The organism is Streptomyces sp. 5-10 (assembly GCF_014712245.1).
Lineage (GTDB): Bacteria > Actinomycetota > Actinomycetes > Streptomycetales > Streptomycetaceae > Streptomyces > Streptomyces violaceusniger.
In genome coordinates, this window is record NZ_JACVYG010000045.1 from 15881 (window position 1) to 32777 (window position 16897).

The following is a 16897-nucleotide window of genomic DNA, read 5'->3' on the forward strand; positions in this document are numbered from 1 at the left end:
ACGCGCCGGACACCCTCCAGCGGACGAGCCCTACGGGCGGGAGCGGTGGGCGGCCGGGGCTCCAGCCCCGCCCTAGTCGTCGTTGAGCAGGGACAGGTCCTGGCCCGCCTCCGGCACCGCGACCGTGCCCCGGTCGTCCGGCAGCGACTGGATCGTGAACATCGGCACGCCGCCCTCCGCCAGCGCCAGCATCCGTGAGGCGTGCACCGGGCCGCCGGAGAGCCGCTCGACCGTGACCGCGTACGGGCCCTTGCCCGAGGCCGGGCGGGGTGGCTCCAGGGCCTTGGTGGTGCCGCCCTTGATCTCGTAGGTCTTGCTGACCGGGCTGCCGCCCTCCGCGCCCGCCGAGGCCGTGATGCGCACCTTGGCGGACGCGCGCGGCGCCACCAGGGAGAGCGTGGAGCCCTTGGAGCGGTTGTCGGCCGCGGTGGCGCTGCGCTCGATCGCGGCGGTCGCGGGGATGAAAGCCGTCTCCTGGTCGCTCCCCTTGCCCCGGGTCACCTGGAGCGCGGCCACGACCGGTGTGGCCGGGCCCTCGCCGCCCTCGGGGGTGAGCAGCAGCGAGCCGGGCTCGCCCTTGGTCACGTCGCCGAGGTCGATCGCGGTCGTCATCCCGCTCTTGACGTGCAGCGACTCATGTCCGGCCGGGGTGATCGCGTTGTTCGGCCCGGCCAGCCGCACCTTGAGGTCCGCGTCGTCGGACCCGGGCGCGAAGACGATCAGGCGGGCCGAGGTGGCGTCCTTGGGGATGCCGGGGATCGCGACGCTCGTCGAGGGCACGGCGGAGGCCGGGAGCCAGTCGCTGCCCGCCTTCTGGTCCACGGCCTGCACGGCTGCCCCGATCCGGCCGGTGCGGGTCGTCACATGGAGCGAGGCCCCGGCCGCCCGCTGGTCGGTGAGGGTCGAGAGCAGGATCGGGACCGTGGAGCGGGGCGGGACGGTGATCGCTTCGTCGGTGGAGGGCTTCAGCCTGCCGCTCGGGCCGTAGAGCTTCAGGTCCACCTCGGCCGCGGCGTCGTCCGGGTTCGTCAGATGGACGAAGTCCTGGCGGTTCCGGTCGGTGCTGACGCCGGGGAACCAGAAGTCCGTGTCGGGCGCGGTGCACGCGGTGCCCAGGAGGCCGCGCCCGCTGCCCGCGTCGATCGTGGTGGTCTGCTGGACGGTCCAGCCGGGCGCGAAGCGGCCGTCGGCGGTGCCGATGAGCGCGGGCGCGTCCGCGCTGCTCTCCTCGGTGGTGACGGGCTTGCCGGGCTCCTTCAGGGGCAGCACGGGCTTGTCGCCGCCCGGGGCCGCCTGGCCGCCCTTCCCGCCGTCCTTACCGTCCTTACCGTTCTTGCCGTCGTCCTTACCGCCGTCGCCGCCGGGGTCCGTCGTGTCGTCAGAGGGGTTCTGGGCGGGCAGCAGTCCGGCGGTGCCGTCCTTGGCGTCCACGCCGTCCCGCTTGGGCGTGTACGCCGTGTAGGTGGTGCTGCTCACATCCGAGGAGGAGGGCGTCGGGCACAGCAGCGTCGAGCGCTGCACGGGCAGCCGGGTGGCGGCCTTCGCGGAAGCGTCCGCGTCGTCGGAGGAGCCCCCCGTGAGGGCCGCGACGCCGGTGACGGCGGCCAGCGCCGTGGCGGCGCCGATCAGGGACAGGGTGGTGCGGTTCATCGCTGCTGATCGCTCCCGTCGCGGCGGTCCTCGGGGTCGGCGCCGCCGTACGTCGTGTCGCCCTGCTGGGGGTAGCCGCCGTCGGCATAGGGCTGCTGCTGGTCGTAGCCGTAAGGGTCGGCGTACTGGCCGCCCGCGTACGACGGGTCCGCCGGGTACTGGCCCTCCTGGTAGCCGGCCGGGTAGCCGGTGTCCTGATAGCCGCCCTGGTAGGCACCGGCCGGGTACTGGCCGCCGGAGTACTGGCCCGCGTAGCCCTCGCCCTGGTACTGCTCGCCCTGGTGCTGATCCCCCGCGTACTGCTCGCCCTGGTACTGACCGGCCGGGTACTGGCCGTATCCGGCGTCGGCGTACGTCTGCGCGTCCCACTGCTGCCCGTACTGCTGCTGGTGCGGCACCGCCGCGTACGGGTCACCGGCGGCCGTCTGGTCGCCGTAAGGGGCGTTCGCCATCGCGTTGTCGCCGTAAGGGTCGCCCATGGCGGCCGGCTCGGCGGCCGGCCGCAGCGGCGGCTCACCCGGCATGGGCGGCTCACCCGGCATCGGCGGCTCACCCGGCTGCGGGGGAATCCGGCCCGGCGGGGGAATCTCGCCCGGCTGCCCGGCCATCGCGTCCGCGGCGGCCGGGTCCGTCTCCGGCCGCCCCTTGGCGCCCCCGTCCTGCGCGGCCTGCGCCGCCTGCGCCTCCGCGGCGGCCCGCAGCCGCCGCGCCCGGCGGCCGTCGCCCGCCAGGTCCTCGGCGGTGACGGCGGCGGCCGCGCCCTCCGCGTCCGGCAGGTCGTCGTCGACGTTCCGGCGGCGGCCCGGCAGTGCGAGCACCAGCAGCACGACCGCGAGCAGCCCCTGCGCCCACACCCATGCGGTGTGCGTGATGGGCGTGTCGTAGGTGAGGTCCAACCGGCCGCCGCTCGCCGGGAGTTCGAAGCCCTGCGCCCAGCCGTCGACCGTCGTCGGCTTCAGCGGCTTGCCGTCGAGCGTGGCCTGCCAGTCGGGCGCGGACCGGTCGGCGATCCGCAGCACCCGCCCGGCCGTGCCGTCCGGGACCGTGGTGTGTGCCTCGACGGGGCCGGACGCCACGTGCACCGGCTTGGCCGCCGCCCCGCCCGCCGGGCGGCCCGAGGACTCGGCCGGGACGATGGAGACCCGCGAGACCCGCTGGTCGACCCGCCACAGCACCCCGCCGTGCTCCCGGCTGAGCTGGGTGAGGCCCGGGGTCGCGTTCAGCACCCGCTCCATCTCCGGCGGCGCGCCCTTCTGGACGTACACATAGCGCACCGCGTAGCCGCCGAGCTGACGGGTCTGGTCGGCGCCGGAGCCCGCGATCAGATTGGCCACGACGCCGTCGAGCCGGGTGTCGGAGCCTCCCGCCGCCGCGAGTTCGCCGTCGCCGAGCCGGGCGCCGGAGCCGCGCACCAGGGCGTAGTCGGCGCGGGCGGCGCTGCTGTCGCCGCCGAGCACCAGGGTGCGGGCCTGGTCCTCGGTGGCGCTCTCGGCCGCCACGAACGCCGGGACCTGCGAGGGGTCGCGCCGCCCCACCGGGCCGTCCGCGCCGCCCGTCATCCAGGTGACGGCGGCGTACAGCGGCGCGGCGACCGTGGCGACCGCGATCAGCAGCGCCACCGGCTGGCGCCAGCCGAAGCTCTGCGCCGCCACCCGCTCCCGCGCGTCCTCGGCGCCGACCACGGCGGCGGTCAGCAGCGCCAGGCCGTAGACGAGGGTCGCGGGCCCGGCCCAGCCGGAGCCGCTCGTGAGCGCCGCGAAGAGGAAGCCGGTGAGCGCCACGGCCCACGCGGCGCGCACCACCGTCTGCCGCTCCCGGCGCATCAGTGCGGCGAGCGCGGCCAGGACGAAGCCGAGCAGCAGCAGCGTGCCGCCGCCGTTGGGGCCGCCGGGGCTGAGCGCGAGCAGGTCCAGGGCGGAGGCGGAGTCGGCGCCGCGGTCCAGCCCGGCCTCCTTCAGGAAGCGGGCCGGGTCGGTGACGAGCTCCAGCGACCAGGGGGCGAGCACGACGAGCGGGGTGACGACGAGGCTCAGGAACCGCAGCCCGTACCCCATGAGCTGCTCGGTGCCGCTCTGCCGGTGGCGCAGCACGAGCACACCGGCGCCCAGGAGGAGCGCCATCGGCCAGACGACCGGGGTGAAGGCCATGGTGAACGTCAGCAGCAGCGCGTACGCCCACGTCGCCCGCCAGCTCGGCAGCCGCGTCCCGTTGCCGGTGAAGCCGGTCGCGGCGGCCGCCGCCCGGGCCATCAGTGGCAGCAGTACGGCGAGCACGGCGGTGCCGAGCCGCCCGCCCGCGAGCGCCCCGGTCGCGGCCGGGAGGAAGGCGTACGCGACGCTTCCCCAGGCGCGCAGCAGCCGGGACTCCACCAGCGGCCGGGAGGCGAAGTACGCGGTGAACCCGGCCAGCGGCACCGAACACACCAGCAACAGGGTCAGCGTGAAGCCCGTGGAGCCCAGGAAGACCGTGGCCAGCGAGGCGAGGGCGGCCAGGTACGGCGGCGCGGACTGCGTTCCGCCGGTGCCGACCGGATGCCAGCCGTCCACATAGCTCGACCACAGCTCGGAGACATGGGCGGGCGCGGGCAGCAGGGCGCCACCCGCGAGCGCGCCGGCGCCCAGCAGATCCCGGCAGGCGACCAGTGAGACCACCAGCAGCACGAGGAAGAGCATCGGGCCGGGCTTGCGCGCGATCCGCTTGAGCCGGGCGAACTGCTCGATCTCCAGGAAGTCGGCGTCGTCGCCGCCGGGCCCGGACTCGACCGCGCCGTGCCGCCCCCCGGAGGACAGCTCGGGCTCGGAACGGCCGCCAATATTGCTGGCGACTTGCTCGACCGTCGCCCTTACGGTTGCGCCGGGCGGCGGGAAGAGCGGCCGCAGCTCGCTCGGCTCCGTCGCGGGGCGCCCTCTGCGCTTACGGGCGGCGAGGATCCGCCCCGGCCGCAGCAGCACGCCGAAGAGACCGGCGACCTCGTCCAGGGCCTGCCCCGGCACCTTGCCCACGAGATAGGCCAGGGTGCGCAGCAGCGTGCCGAACAGGAGCCGCAGCATCACATAGGGCAGCAGCGCGCCCCGGGTGTTGACCAGCAGGGTGTAGACGGCGCCCGCCTTGTCCACGCGATGGGGGTTCGCTACCGAGCGCCCCACGCAGTCGATGGGCCGCCGCTCGCGCGCGGACGCCTCCGCGTGCCGCAGCACGGCGTCCGGGGCCACCAGCACCTGGTGCCCGGCCGCCTGGGCGCGCCAGCACAGGTCGACGTCGTCGCGCATCAGGGGCAGCCGCGAGTCGAAACCGCCCAGCTGCTCCCACACATCGCGGCGCACCAGCATGCCCGCGCTGGACACCGACAGCACCGGGCGCACCTGGTCGTGCTGGCCCTGGTCCTGCTCGCGCCGCTCCAGGCCGGTCCAGCGGCGGCCGCTGCGGGCGATGCTGACGCCGACCTCGAGCAGCTGCCGGCGGTCGTACCAGCCGCGCAGCTTGGGTCCGACGATCGCGGGCTCGCGGTTGGCGGTGAACTCGGCGTCGACCACCCGCAGCAGCTCGGCCAGCGCGTCGGGCTCGGGCGCGCAGTCGTCGTGCAGCAGCCACAGCCACTGGACGGGCTCGCCGTGCGGCAGCTCCGGCATGTCGTAGGCGTCGTCGCGCCAGGCACGGTTGACGGGGTCCCAGCCGCTGGGGCGCTTGAGGTACGTGAGCTCCTCGGGGCCCAGCACCGGGGCCGTACGGACCGCTTCGGCGACGGCCGTGCCGAAGCCGCTGCGGCGCGCCATGTGCAGCACCCGCTCCTCGCCGAGGGTCTCGGTGAGCAGCCGGGCGGAGTCGTCGGCGCTGCCGGTGTCGGCCGCGATGACGCTCTGGACCGGGCGCTCCTGGCCGAGCAGACCGGACAGCGCGTCGGGCAGCCAGCGGGCGCCGTCGTGGGCGACCAGTACGGCGGTGACGACATGACGCGGATAGGCCGGTGTCTGAACCGGTTCGTGAGCGGGCGCAAACGCGGCGGTGGCGGCCGGGTGTTGGGCCGCCGGGTGGCTGTGCACGGACATCGAGGTACGGGCCCCGGTTCGCTGGACTGCGGTGGACGCGTGCGCCCCATGAGGGCGTTGGAGCGTCTCGGACGGGGCCCCACACTAACGGCTGTGTAAGCGACCGGTCCGCCTCCCGTCGCCATGGGCTCGGGGGCGGACCGGTCGCGGTGGCTCACTCCGCCGTGAACTGTGCGGATATGTCAGCGCGGGTCATGCGGTTCTGCCAGGTCCGGCGGGTCCGGCGGCCCTGAGAGGGGTCCGGCGGATCTGGCGGATCTCGGACGCCGTGGGTCAGACGCCGTGGGTCAGACGGCGGGCCTTGGACGCCGTGGGTCAGACGGCGGCCTTCTTCAGGCGGCGGCGCTCGCGCTCGGAGAGACCGCCCCAGATGCCGAAGCGCTCGTCGTTGGCGAGGGCGTACTCGAGGCACTCGGAACGGACCTCGCAGGCGAGGCAGACCTTCTTCGCCTCACGGGTGGATCCGCCCTTTTCCGGGAAGAACGACTCGGGATCGGTCTGGGCGCACAGTGCGCGCTCCTGCCAACCGAGCTCCTCGTCCGCCTCTTCGACCAGCAGTTGCTGGAACAACTCGGTCATGTGCGCCCCTCGTCTGTCTTTGCGTCCCCGTGCCTGATGCCGTCGGTGAAGCGGCAGAACGACACGAGTGAAATTACAAGTGTGCCGATCCGGGCCAGTCAAGCCGAGATCTGCTATTGGGCCTCTTATTCACTCTGGGGAACCAAGGCTGCGCGGAAAGTGTTCAAATCGGCCTAAACGCGGCACCTTCCCCATCCGTTGCCTGGGTCCCTCCTCTCACTCACTGAGGAGGACGCCATCGGCGCCGGTCCCGTTGCATCACGCGGGAGATGGTGCGGAGTGGGCGGGGTGGTGCGGGAGTGGTGCGCGTTGATGCGCCGTGTCACCCGTACAACGCGCACACAAACCTTTCTGCCTCCACAGCGACCGGATGAGGTGAACCTTGACCTGAAACGTGAGACGAAGTTGACAGCGGCGCGGCGATCCGGGTCTCCTTGGTCGCATGTCAGTGACCCACGCGCCCCTGCCGACCCGTGACCACGGGTTCCGCTGCGCTGTGCGGGCTCGCTGTCGCTGTTCGAGCTGTTGATGCCTCCTGAGCTCCAGCTTTCTCCGCGTTCCGCACGCGGCGTCTCGTACTGAGACCGCACCCCGCGTCAGATCGCACCTCGCGCCCTTACCGCGCCCCTACCGCCCCACCGCGTCCTTACGGCGCTCTCTCCGCGCCCTTCCCGCCGAGGAACACCACCGCATGAACAGCGACGTCCAGATCGCCGGTGACCCGCTCGCCATCCCGCATCTGCTGCCGCCCGTACCCGCGCACCCCTCCACCGTCTCCGCCTTCGCGGGCCTGGCCCGCACCATCGCGGCCGACCGCGACGGCTGGGCGCACCTCGTCCAGTACGACGCCACCAGCCGCTGGTACCACCGGCTGCGCACCGGCCCCGGCTATGAGGTGTGGCTGCTCAGCTGGGTGCCCGGACAGGGCAGCGGCGCCCATGACCACGGCCGGTCCTCCGGGGTGCTGACCCTGCTCCAGGGCGAGCTCACCGAGCGGGTGGGGACGCGCGGCGCGCGGCACACTCTGCGCGCCGGCGCACAGCGCGTCTTCGCGCCCGGTTATGCGCACGACGTCGTCAACGACGCCCTCGAACCGGCCGTCAGTCTGCACATCTACTTCCCCGGGCTGACCGAGATGCCGCTGCACCCCACCCAGAGCGCCGAGTTGCCCGCCGGGGCCGGGGCGGACGCGCTGGGCGCCCTCGGCGGATGAGCCGCCCCGAACGCCCCCGATGTCCGAGGCTGCTGCAACACTGTGCTCCATGCGCATTGTGGTTCTGGCAGGCGGTATCGGCGGCGCCCGTTTCCTTCGCGGTCTGATGTCGGCGGCTCCGGACGCCGACATCACCGTCATCGGGAACACCGGCGACGACATCCACCTCTTCGGCCTCAAGGTCTGCCCCGACCTCGACACCGTGATGTACACCCTCGGCGGTGGCATCCACGAGGAGCAGGGCTGGGGCCGGGCCGACGAGACCTTCACCGTCAAGGAGGAGCTGGCGGCGTACGGAGTGGGGCCCGAGTGGTTCGGCCTCGGCGACCGCGACTTCGCCACGCACATAGTCCGTACGCAGATGATCAGCGCGGGCTATCCGCTGAGCGCCGTCACCGAGGCGCTGTGCGCCCGGTGGCAGCCGGGGGTGCGGCTGCTGCCCATGACGGACGACCGCGTGGAGACCCACGTCCTGATCGACGACCCCGATGGTGAAGGCCGTAAGGCCGTCCACTTCCAGGAGTACTGGGTGCGGCTGCGCGCCTCCGTGCCCGCTCACGCCGTCGTTCCCGTCGGCGCCGACCAGGCCAAACCGGCGCCCGGCGTCCTGGAGGCCATCGCCGACGCCGATGTCGTCCTCTTCCCGCCGTCCAACCCGGTGGTCAGCGTCGGCACGATCCTCGCCGTGCCCGGGGTGCGCGAGGCCATCGCCGACGCCGGGGTCCCGGTCGTGGGCCTGTCCCCCATCGTGGGCGACGCGCCCGTGCGCGGCATGGCCGACAAGGTGCTCGCCGCCGTCGGCGTCGAGTCCACCGCCGCCGCCGTCGCCAAGCACTACGGCTCCGGGCTGCTGGACGGCTGGCTCGTCGACACCGTCGACGCGAGCGCGGTCGAGGAGGTCGAGGCCGCCGGGATCCGCTGCCGGGCGATCCCGCTGATGATGGCGGACCTGAAGGCCACGGCGGCGATGGCGGCCGAGGCGCTGGCGCTGGCGGAAGAGGTGCGGGGATGAGCGCGGTGCGGGGCGGGCCGGGGGACGCGTCGGGGGGATCGCCGGGGAACGCGTCGAGGCGCGCATCGGGGGGATCGTCGGGGGAGCTGCCGTCGTATCAGGTGTGGGCCCTGCCCGGGATGCCGGAGGTGCGGCCCGGTGACGACCTCGCCAAGCTGATCGCCGACGCCGCGACCTCGGGTGGTCTGCCGGGGCTCGCGCACGGCGATGTGCTGCTGGTCACCTCCAAGATCGTCAGCAAGGCGGAGGGGCGCGTCGTCGAGGCGACCGACCGCGAGGCGGCCATAGACGCCGAGACGGTGCGGGTCGTGGCGCGGCGCGGCCGTACGCGGATCGTCGAGACCCGCCACGGCCTGGTCATGGCCGCCGCCGGGGTCGATGCCTCCAACACCCCTTCCGGGACGGTCCTGTTGCTCCCCGAGGACCCCGACGCCTCGGCGCGGGCGATCCGGGCCGGGCTGCGGGAGGTGCTCGGCGTGGAGGTCGGCGTCATCGTCACCGACACGTTCGGGCGGCCGTGGCGGACCGGGGTCACCGATGTCGCCATCGGCGCGGCCGGGGTGCGGGTGCTGGACGATCTGCGCGGCGGAGTCGATGCGTACGGGAACGCGCTGAGCGCGACCATCGTCGCCACCGCTGACGAGTTGGCCGCCGCGGGTGACCTGGTCAAGGGCAAGGCCGAGGGGCTGCCGGTGGCCGTGTTGCGGGGGCTTCCGCAGGTGGTGGCGTTCGAGGGGCTGGGCGGGGCTGAGGGAGCGGAGGGGGCTGAGGGCGCGGAGGGCGTGGAGGGGGCTGAGGGAGCGGAGGGAGCTGACGGGCAAGGCGGTGCTGAGGATGCGGGCGCGCGTGCGTTGGTGCGCGGGGCCGCGGACGACATGTTCCGGCTGGGCACCTCCGAGGCCGTACGGGAGGCGGTGACGCTACGTCGTACGGTGCGGGAGTTCACCGACGAGCCGGTGGACGGCGCGGCGGTGCGGCGCGCGGTCGCCGCCGCCGTCACCGCACCGGCGCCGCACCATACGACGCCGTGGCGGTTCGTCCTGCTGGAGTCGGAGGACTCGCGGACGCGGCTGCTGGACGCGATGCGGGACGCCTGGATCGCCGATCTGCGCGGGGACGGCTTCTCGGAGGAGAGCATCGCCAAGCGGGTGCGGCGCGGGGATGTGCTGCGCAAGGCGCCGTACCTGGTCGTCCCGTGCCTGGTCGCCGACGGCGCCCACACCTATCCCGACCCGCGGCGGAACACGGCGGAGCGCGAGATGTTCGTGGTCGCGGCGGGGGCCGGGGTGCAGAACCTGCTGGTCGCGCTGGCGGGTGAGGGGCTGGGCTCGGCGTGGGTGTCGTCCACGATGTTCTGCCGCCCGGTGGTGCGCGAGGTCCTGGGTCTGCCGGACGACTGGGACCCGATGGGCACGGTCGCGGTCGGCCAGGCCGCGGTGCCGCCGGCGGCACGGCCGGAGCGGGGGGTCGAGGGGTTCGTGGTGGTGCGGTAGGTGTGTGCGGTCGGGGCTTTGGGGCTGGGTTGTCTGGTGCCGGGGTTGTGCGGACCGGTTGCGCGGTGAGGTCGCGTGCGCGGGGGTTGGGGGCGCGCGTTGTGCGGAGTGGGAGCGCGGGTGCGGGGGTGGTTGCTGGGGTGCGCCTTGGGGGTGGCCGGGTGTGTCGGGCGCCGTGGGGCGGGGTGCGCGGTCGGTGGTGTGGTGGGTGCCGGCCCGGTGGGGCGGCGGTGGGTCGTAGGGTGGCCGCGTGTGTGTGAGACGTACCTGGAGTCCCCCGGGCCCCTGTGACCTCGCGCGTAACCTCGGCGTGCTGCAGCGAGGGCCCGGGGATCCCGCGTTCCAGGTCGGCGCGGACGGCGCGTTCTGGCGGGCGAGCCGGACGCCGGCCGGGCCCGGGACCCTACGGATCGCGCGCAAGGGTGCCGAGATCGAGGGGCGGGCCTGGGGGCCGGGGGCGGAGTGGCTGCTGGACGGTCTGCCCGCCCTCCTCGGGGCGGACGACGACCCGTCGGCGTTCGTGCCCCGCCATCGGCTCGTTCACGAGGCGCACCGGCGCCATCCTGGCCTCCGGCTCATCCGGACCGGGCTGGTCCTCGAGTCCCTGATCCCCTCGATCCTTGAGCAGAAGGTCACCGGCATCGAGGCGTACCGCGCCTGGCGGCTGCTGCTCCAGCGCCATGGCGAGCCCGCGCCCGGTCCTGCGGAGGGGATGCGGATGCGGGTCATGCCCGATCCGCGGGGCTGGGCGCTGATCCCGTCGTGGGAGTGGCATCGGGCGGGCGTGGACGCCAAGCGCTCCTCGACGATTCTGCGGGCGGTCCGGGTTGCCCGGCGGCTGGAGGAGGCCGCGTCCATGGACCTTGCCGCTGCCTCGGCTCGGCTGCGGTTGATTCCGGGTATTGGGCCTTGGACGGCGGCGGAGACGTTGCAGCGGAGCAATGGGACGCCGGATGCGGTTACGGTTGGCGATCTGCATTTGCCCGGGATTGTCGGGTATGCGCTTGCGGGGGTGCGGGGGGCGGATGATGAGGCGATGCTTGAGCTTTTGGCGCCATATGCGGGGCAGCGGTATCGCGCGGCTCGGCTGATTTTGTTGTCCGGGCGTACGCCGCCTCGGCGGGCGCCTCGCTTGGCGGTGCGGGACTTTCGGGGGATGTAGGGGCGGGGGTGCCGTTGCTGAGTGCGGGGCGTGGGTGCCTCCGGCGGTGAGCCCCCACCCCGCCCCTTCCCGAAACGATGGGGCTCCGCCCCCTCGGCCCCCGCCGGGGCTCCGCCCCGGACCCCGCTCCTCAAACGCCGGAGGGGCTGGGTCGCGCAGCAACGGGGCTCCGCCCCTGCCCGGCCCCGCCCCAGGCCCGGCGGTCCCTCAAACGCCGGAGGGGCTGGGTCGCACAGCGACGGAACTCCACCCCTACCCGGCTCCACCCCGGGCCCAGCCGCCCCTCAAACGCCGGAGGCGTTGGTTGCGCAGCCGGGTTCGGCGGGGCCTCTGACGCCGGAGGGGTGGGTTTTCGGCCGTGCGGGTCGGGGTTTCGCCGGAGGGCTGGGATTCCGTCGTAGGCGGCTGAGGGGTGCCGGGGAGGCTGGGGCGGCGGGGCCGTTACTGGTCGGAGGAGAAGCGGACCGCGCCAGCCGGGATGTCGGCTCCGCACCACACGCGGACGCCGTCTCGTAGCTCGTTGTCGGGGCCGACCAATGCGCCGTCGCCGACTACCGCGCCCTGGAGGACCGTGCGGGCGCCGATGCGGGCGCCGGCGCCGACGAGGGAGTCGTGGACCTGGGCGCCCTCCTCCACGATGGCGCCCTCAAGCACCGTGCTGCCGTCGATGCGCGCGCCCGCGCCCACGCGGGCCTGGGGGCCGATCACCGTGCCGCCGGTCAGTTTGGCGTCGACCGCGACCGAGGCGCTGTCCAGGACGAGGCGGTCGCCGCAGCGGCCCGGCACGGCCGGGGAGGGGGCCCGGCCCAGCACCAGGTCCGCGGAGCCGCGGACGAACGCCTGGGGGGTGCCCAGGTCGAGCCAGTACGTGGAGTCGACCATGCCCTGGAGGTGAGCGCCCTCCGCGAGCAGACCGGGGAAGGTCTCGCGTTCCACGGAGACGGGGCGGTCGGCGGGGATGGTGTCGATCACCGAACGGTTGAAGACGTACGCGCCCGCGTTGATCTGGTCGGTGACGATCTCCTCGGGGGTCTGCGGCTTCTCCAGGAAGGCGGTGACCCTGCCCCGTTCGTCCGTGGGCACCAGCCCGTACGCGCGCGGGTCCGGGACCCGGGTGAGGTGCAGGGAGACATCGGCGCCCGTCGTGCGGTGGTTGTCGACGAGGGCGCGGATGTCGAGGCCGGTGAGGATGTCGCCGTTGAAGATGAGCACCGGGTCGTCGGGGCCCGAGCGCAGCCGGGAGGCGACGTTGCGGATGGCGCCGCCGGTGCCGAGCGGTTCCTCCTCCGTGACGTACTCCAGGTGCAGGCCGAGCGAGGAGCCGTCACCGAAGTACGGCTCGAAGACCTCCGCCAGATAGGACGTGGCGAGCACGATGTGCTCGACCCCGGCGGCGCGGGCGCGGGCGAGTTGGTGGGTCAGAAACGGAACGCCGGCCGCCGGGACCATCGGCTTGGGAGTGTGCACCGTCATCGGGCGCAACCGGGTTCCCTTGCCGCCGACCAGGAGGATCGCCTCTGGCGATGGCGTTGCTGGCGCATTGGTCACGTATCGTCTCTGCTTCCTGCTGGGGCTCGCCGGTCGGCGGCCAGTGTATGCAGATCCCCGGACCGCGCCTGATCAGCGCCCCTGGAGGCGGGCGGCGGTCTTCCGTACCGAACCGAGCTTCATGTAGAGACGCTTGCCGGGGCACTCGGTGGCAAAGCCATCGCGGTGACCTGCGATCACATGGAGCTTGACCTTGGCGCCTTTTTTGTACTTGTTGCCGCCGCCCGACACCAGATGCGTCGTACCGCGCGGATTCCGCTTGAAGAGGCCCAGTTTCCACGCGGTGAGCTTGGCGACGGCCTTCACGGCCTTGGCCGAGGGCTTCTTGGAGGTGAAAGTGCCGAGGACGGCGACGCCCATGCTGTTGGTGTTGAAGCCCAGCGTGTGGGCCCCGCGTACGGCTTTGGTCACACCGCCGGAGCGGCCTTCGTAGATTATTCCGCACTTGTCGATGGTGAAGTTGTAGCCGTAGTCACGCCATCCAAGGCTCTTCACGTGATAGCGGTAGATACTGCGGATAACGGAGGGCGCCTGTGAGCAGCGGTAGTTGTTGCCCGTCACGGTGTGGTGGATGAAGGCGACCTTCACGGTCTTGCTGTAGACGTGGCCCGCTTCGCGGATCTTCTCGTCGGCGCCCCAGCCCGCGCGCGTGACGATCCTGGGCCGGGGCGCGCGGTAGCGGGCGGCGGCCACCTTGGCCGCCTCGGCGTCGGCATCCGCGTTGGCATCGGCGTTGGCGTCGGCGTCGAGCGCGCTGGGCGGCGCGGTGGTGGGGTTGGTGGGGCTGGTGGGGTTGGGCTGCTGGGTGGAGGTGTGGGGGTGGGGGTACGGCAGCGGCTCGGTGGACGACGCGGAGGGTCTGGGGGTCGGCTTCGCGGACGGCGCGGGGGGCAAGGCCGGTTGGGCGGACGGCCCCGACGGTTCGGAGGCTCCCCAGGACGGCCTTCCCGGCGAACCCACCGCCGTCGGCTTCGCGCCCGGCGCGCCGCCCCCTGCCGCAGACACCTCACCCCCCGCCGTCGGCACCGGATGCTCCGGAAGCGCGCGGAGCGCGGCCCGCTCCGACCCCGGCCGCGCCGGGGGCTCACCCGGGTCGATCAGCTCCAGCCGCAGCCCGGACGGCAGGGCAGCCGTCCCCGTGTCCGCCGCCCCCGCATCCCCCGCCCCCGCGTCCCCCGCCCCCGCGTCCGCCGTCGCCGACCCCGCGTCCGCCGTCGCCGAGCCCGCATCCGCCGACCCCGCATCCGCGTCCGTCGCCGACCCCACGTCCGCCTTAGCCGCGTCCTCGTCCACGTCCGCCTTAGCCGCGTCCGCGCCCGCCTTAGCCGCGTCCGCGTCCGCCGTCGCCGACCGTTCCGGCCGCACCCGCGCCTGGACGGCGTCCGAGGGGCCGACCCACAGCGGCGCGGTGCCGCCGTGGGCCCGTGCGCCGCGCAGTTCGGGCGAGTCCGGGTCGGGGGCCTCGTCCCCGTACGGCAGCAGCTCGCGCCACGGCGACCACGCGCCGCCGACCGCGCGAGTACGCACCTGCGCCCGGCCGCGGAGCTCCGCGGCGGGCCGGTCCCAGACGACGCCGACGAGCGAGAACGGCCGCACGCCCGACGCGGTGACGCCCCGCTCGACCGCGGCGTCTCCGCGCCCGGCGGCCACGCCCCGGTCCAGCCCGCCACCTACGGGCGAGCCCCGCGAGCCCAGCGGGCGCAGTGGCAGCGACTGCGTGGAGCCGGCGGCGACGGTCCGCTCGGCCCGGGCGTGGGCGGGTCCGGGGTACAGGGCGAGGGGAAGGGCGAGGGCGGCGGTGCACGCGACGCCGATCGAGGATGCCAGGTATGCACGCATGATTGGAATCGTCCCCATAAGGGGACAAACCTGTCCATTCGGAAGAGCGGACACGTCGCGGACGGTCCGGTGACCCGGACCCCACCGACCCCGTCCGCGCCGCAATTTCGGCGCGTAGTCTTGCGCGCGTGAACGCCACCGATCGCACCCCCGCCGACCTGCTGGGATCCGCGCTCGACGCGGATCCCTCCCGCCCGCTCGTGACCTTCTACGACGACGCCACGGGCGAACGCGTCGAACTCTCCGTGGCCACCTTCGCCAATTGGGTGGCGAAGACCGCCAATCTCCTCCAGGACGATCTCGCCGCCGCGCCCGGCGACAGATGCGCACTGCTGCTCCCCGCCCACTGGCAGACCGCCGTGTGGCTGGTGGCCTGTTCCTCGGTCGGGGTCCTCGTGGACATCGGGGGCGACCCGGCCTCCGCCGACCTCGTCGTCAGCGGCCCGGACAGCCTCAAGGAGGCGCGGGAGTGCTCCGGGGAGCGGGTGGCGCTGTCGCTTCAGCCGCTGGGCGGCCGCTTCCCCCAGCTACCGGAGGGGTTCGCGGACTACGCCGTGGAGGTGCCCAGCCAGGGCGACCGCTTCGCCCCGTACTCCCCCGTGGACCCGGACACGCCCGCGCTGGCCGTCGGCGGTGTGGAGCTGACGAGCGCCGAGGTGGTGGAGCGGGCGCGCGCCGACGCCGCCGGGCGGGGGCTCGGGCCCGGTTCGCGGATCCTGTCGGGTCTTTCGTACGGCACCTGGGAGGGGCTGTCGTACGGGCTGTACGCGCCGCTGGCCAGTGGCGGTTCGGTGGTGCTCTGCCGCCATCTGGACCGGCTGGACGAGAAGGCGCTGGCCGGGCGCAAGGAGAGCGAGCGCGTCACCGCCACCACGCCCTGAAACCACGGCCGCCACCGCACCCTGAGGCCACGCCCACACCCACACCCACCACGCCCTGAGGCCACGCCGCCACCACGCCCACGCCCACAGCCACCGCCGCACCCACACCCCGACCCGCCCCAAAAGCCCGACCACCTCTCCCCTGACCCGTCCGGCGGACCGAGGGCCGAGCCCACGGGCCGCGCCGCCCACCCCGCGCGATGATCTACGGATACGTACAACCATGTGCGGGCTTCGCATGTCTGTTCCGTTAATCGGTATCCGGCATGCGATGCCGCTCCGCCCCCGGGCGGAAGACGGGTGGGAGGACGCGGACGTGACGACCGACAGCTCTGAGCCTGCGCCGAGACGCAGGCGCCGCTGGCCGCGCGTCCTCGCGCTGGGCGTGGCCGTGCTGGTGCTGTCGGTGGCCGGGGTGGGGTGGTGGTTCTACGAGCGCCTCGACGGCAATATCCGCACCGATACCCGGACCGCGCACGAGCTGAAGAAGTACGAGGCCGAACGGCCGGTGTCGGCGGTGCGGGACGCGCAGAACATCCTGCTGATCGGCTCCGACAACCGGGGCGGCAGGGGCAACGGCAAATACGGCAAGGACACCGGCACCCAGCGCTCGGACACCACGATCCTGCTGCATCTCCAGGCGGGCGGGAAAGGCGCCACCGCCGTCTCCATCCCGCGCGATCTGATGGTGGACATCCCGGCCTGCGAGGGGCCGGACGGAAAGCGCGTCCAGGCCCGATTCGCCCAGTTCAACTGGGCGTTCGAAGCCGGTGGCGCGGCCTGTTCGATCCGCACCGTGGAGAAGCTGACCGGCATCCGCGTCGACCACCACATGATCGTGGACTTCAGCGGCTTCAAGCGGCTGGTGAACGCGGTCGGCGGGGTCGAGATGTGCCTGAAGGAGCCCGTGGACGACGCCGAGGCGCATCTGAAGCTGCCCGCGGGCCGTCAGGTCCTCCACGGCGAGCAGGCCCTGGGCTATGTGCGCGCCCGGTACAGCATCGGCGACGGCAGCGACACGGAGCGCATCGGGCGGCAGCAGGAGTTCATGAGCTCGCTTGTGAAGAAAGTGCAGAGCAATGGTGTGCTGCTCAATCCCGCGAAGCTGTATCCGGTGCTCAATGCCGCGACGTCCGCGCTGACCACGGATCCGGGCCTGGATTCGCTCAAAGATCTGTACGCTCTGGTGCGCGGGGTGCGGGACATCCCCCGGGACAAGATCCGCTTCCTCACGATTCCGCGGCAGCCCTACACGTACAACAAGAACCGCGATGAGCTCGTCCAACCCGATGCCGACCGCCTGTTCCGGCAGTTGCGGCTGGATCGGCCGGTGCCGGTGTCCCACACCGTCACGGCGTCGACGGGCGGCGTCCCCAAGGCCGCCGACCTCAGCGGGTACCAGGGGACGACCGCCGCACGCGGCATCTGCGAGTAAAAGGACCATAAGGGCGGCCCATGATTCGTGAAGGATCAG

The 16897-nt window shown here is 73.4% G+C and carries 11 protein-coding genes; 6 read left to right on the forward strand and 5 right to left on the reverse strand.

From position 1 onward, the window contains the following. Positions 1-72: 72 nt before the first annotated feature. The 3 genes from IEJ02_RS35975 to IEJ02_RS35985 form a co-directional block, all read right to left on the reverse strand. Positions 73-1650: a DUF5719 family protein gene (locus IEJ02_RS35975; protein WP_191068643.1), complete on the reverse strand. Its 1578-nt coding sequence runs from the start codon at positions 1648-1650 to the stop codon at positions 73-75. Next, entirely contained in the window at positions 1647-5696 is a 4050-nt protein-coding gene (locus IEJ02_RS35980; protein WP_191068644.1) for a glycosyltransferase family 2 protein, read from the reverse strand. Before IEJ02_RS35980 ends, IEJ02_RS35975 begins: the two co-directional genes overlap by 4 nt. A 315-nt stretch (positions 5697-6011) precedes the next feature. Next, the gene (locus IEJ02_RS35985; RefSeq protein ID WP_004952403.1) at positions 6012-6275 is read right to left on the reverse strand and encodes a WhiB family transcriptional regulator; all 264 of its coding nucleotides are present in this window, start codon (positions 6273-6275) and stop codon (positions 6012-6014) included. 691 nt (positions 6276-6966) lie between these two features. Between IEJ02_RS35985 and IEJ02_RS35990 the strand changes: the two genes are divergently transcribed. The 4 genes from IEJ02_RS35990 (at position 6967) to IEJ02_RS36005 (ending at position 11155) form a co-directional block, all read left to right on the forward strand. Further along, a complete protein-coding gene (locus IEJ02_RS35990; RefSeq protein WP_191068645.1) occupies positions 6967-7488 on the forward strand; it encodes a cysteine dioxygenase in 522 nt (173 codons plus the stop codon). A 49-nt stretch (positions 7489-7537) separates the two neighbouring features. Further along, entirely contained in the window at positions 7538-8500 is a 963-nt protein-coding gene (gene cofD, locus IEJ02_RS35995; protein WP_191068646.1) for a 2-phospho-L-lactate transferase, read from the forward strand. Positions 8501-8619: 119 nt separating this feature from the next. Beyond that, positions 8620-9993 carry a coenzyme F420-0:L-glutamate ligase gene (locus tag IEJ02_RS36000; RefSeq protein WP_370467177.1) on the forward strand — a complete coding sequence of 458 codons (1374 nt, stop codon included), beginning with the start codon at positions 8620-8622 and terminating at the stop codon, positions 9991-9993. 250 nt (positions 9994-10243) lie between these two features. Further along, positions 10244-11155, forward strand: coding sequence for a DNA-3-methyladenine glycosylase family protein (locus IEJ02_RS36005; protein WP_191068648.1), 912 nt, complete (start codon positions 10244-10246; stop codon positions 11153-11155). Positions 11156-11596: 441 nt separating this feature from the next. Here IEJ02_RS36005 and manB read toward each other — a convergent pair whose 3' ends face one another. After that, complete coding sequence (gene manB / locus IEJ02_RS36010) at positions 11597-12703, reverse strand: mannose-1-phosphate guanylyltransferase (protein WP_191068649.1); 1107 nt, start codon at positions 12701-12703, stop codon at positions 11597-11599. Positions 12704-12775: 72 nt separating this feature from the next. Beyond that, a complete protein-coding gene (locus tag IEJ02_RS36015) occupies positions 12776-14542 on the reverse strand; it encodes a peptidoglycan recognition protein family protein (RefSeq protein ID WP_191068650.1) in 1767 nt (588 codons plus the stop codon). Between the two features lie 128 nt (positions 14543-14670). Here IEJ02_RS36015 and IEJ02_RS36020 point away from each other — a divergent pair, with 128 nt between their 5' ends. Next, positions 14671-15423: a TIGR03089 family protein gene (locus IEJ02_RS36020; protein ID WP_191068651.1), complete on the forward strand. Its 753-nt coding sequence runs from the start codon at positions 14671-14673 to the stop codon at positions 15421-15423. A 316-nt stretch (positions 15424-15739) separates the two neighbouring features. Beyond that, a complete protein-coding gene (locus tag IEJ02_RS36025; protein ID WP_191068652.1) occupies positions 15740-16858 on the forward strand; it encodes an LCP family protein in 1119 nt (372 codons plus the stop codon). Positions 16859-16897 lie beyond the last annotated feature (39 nt).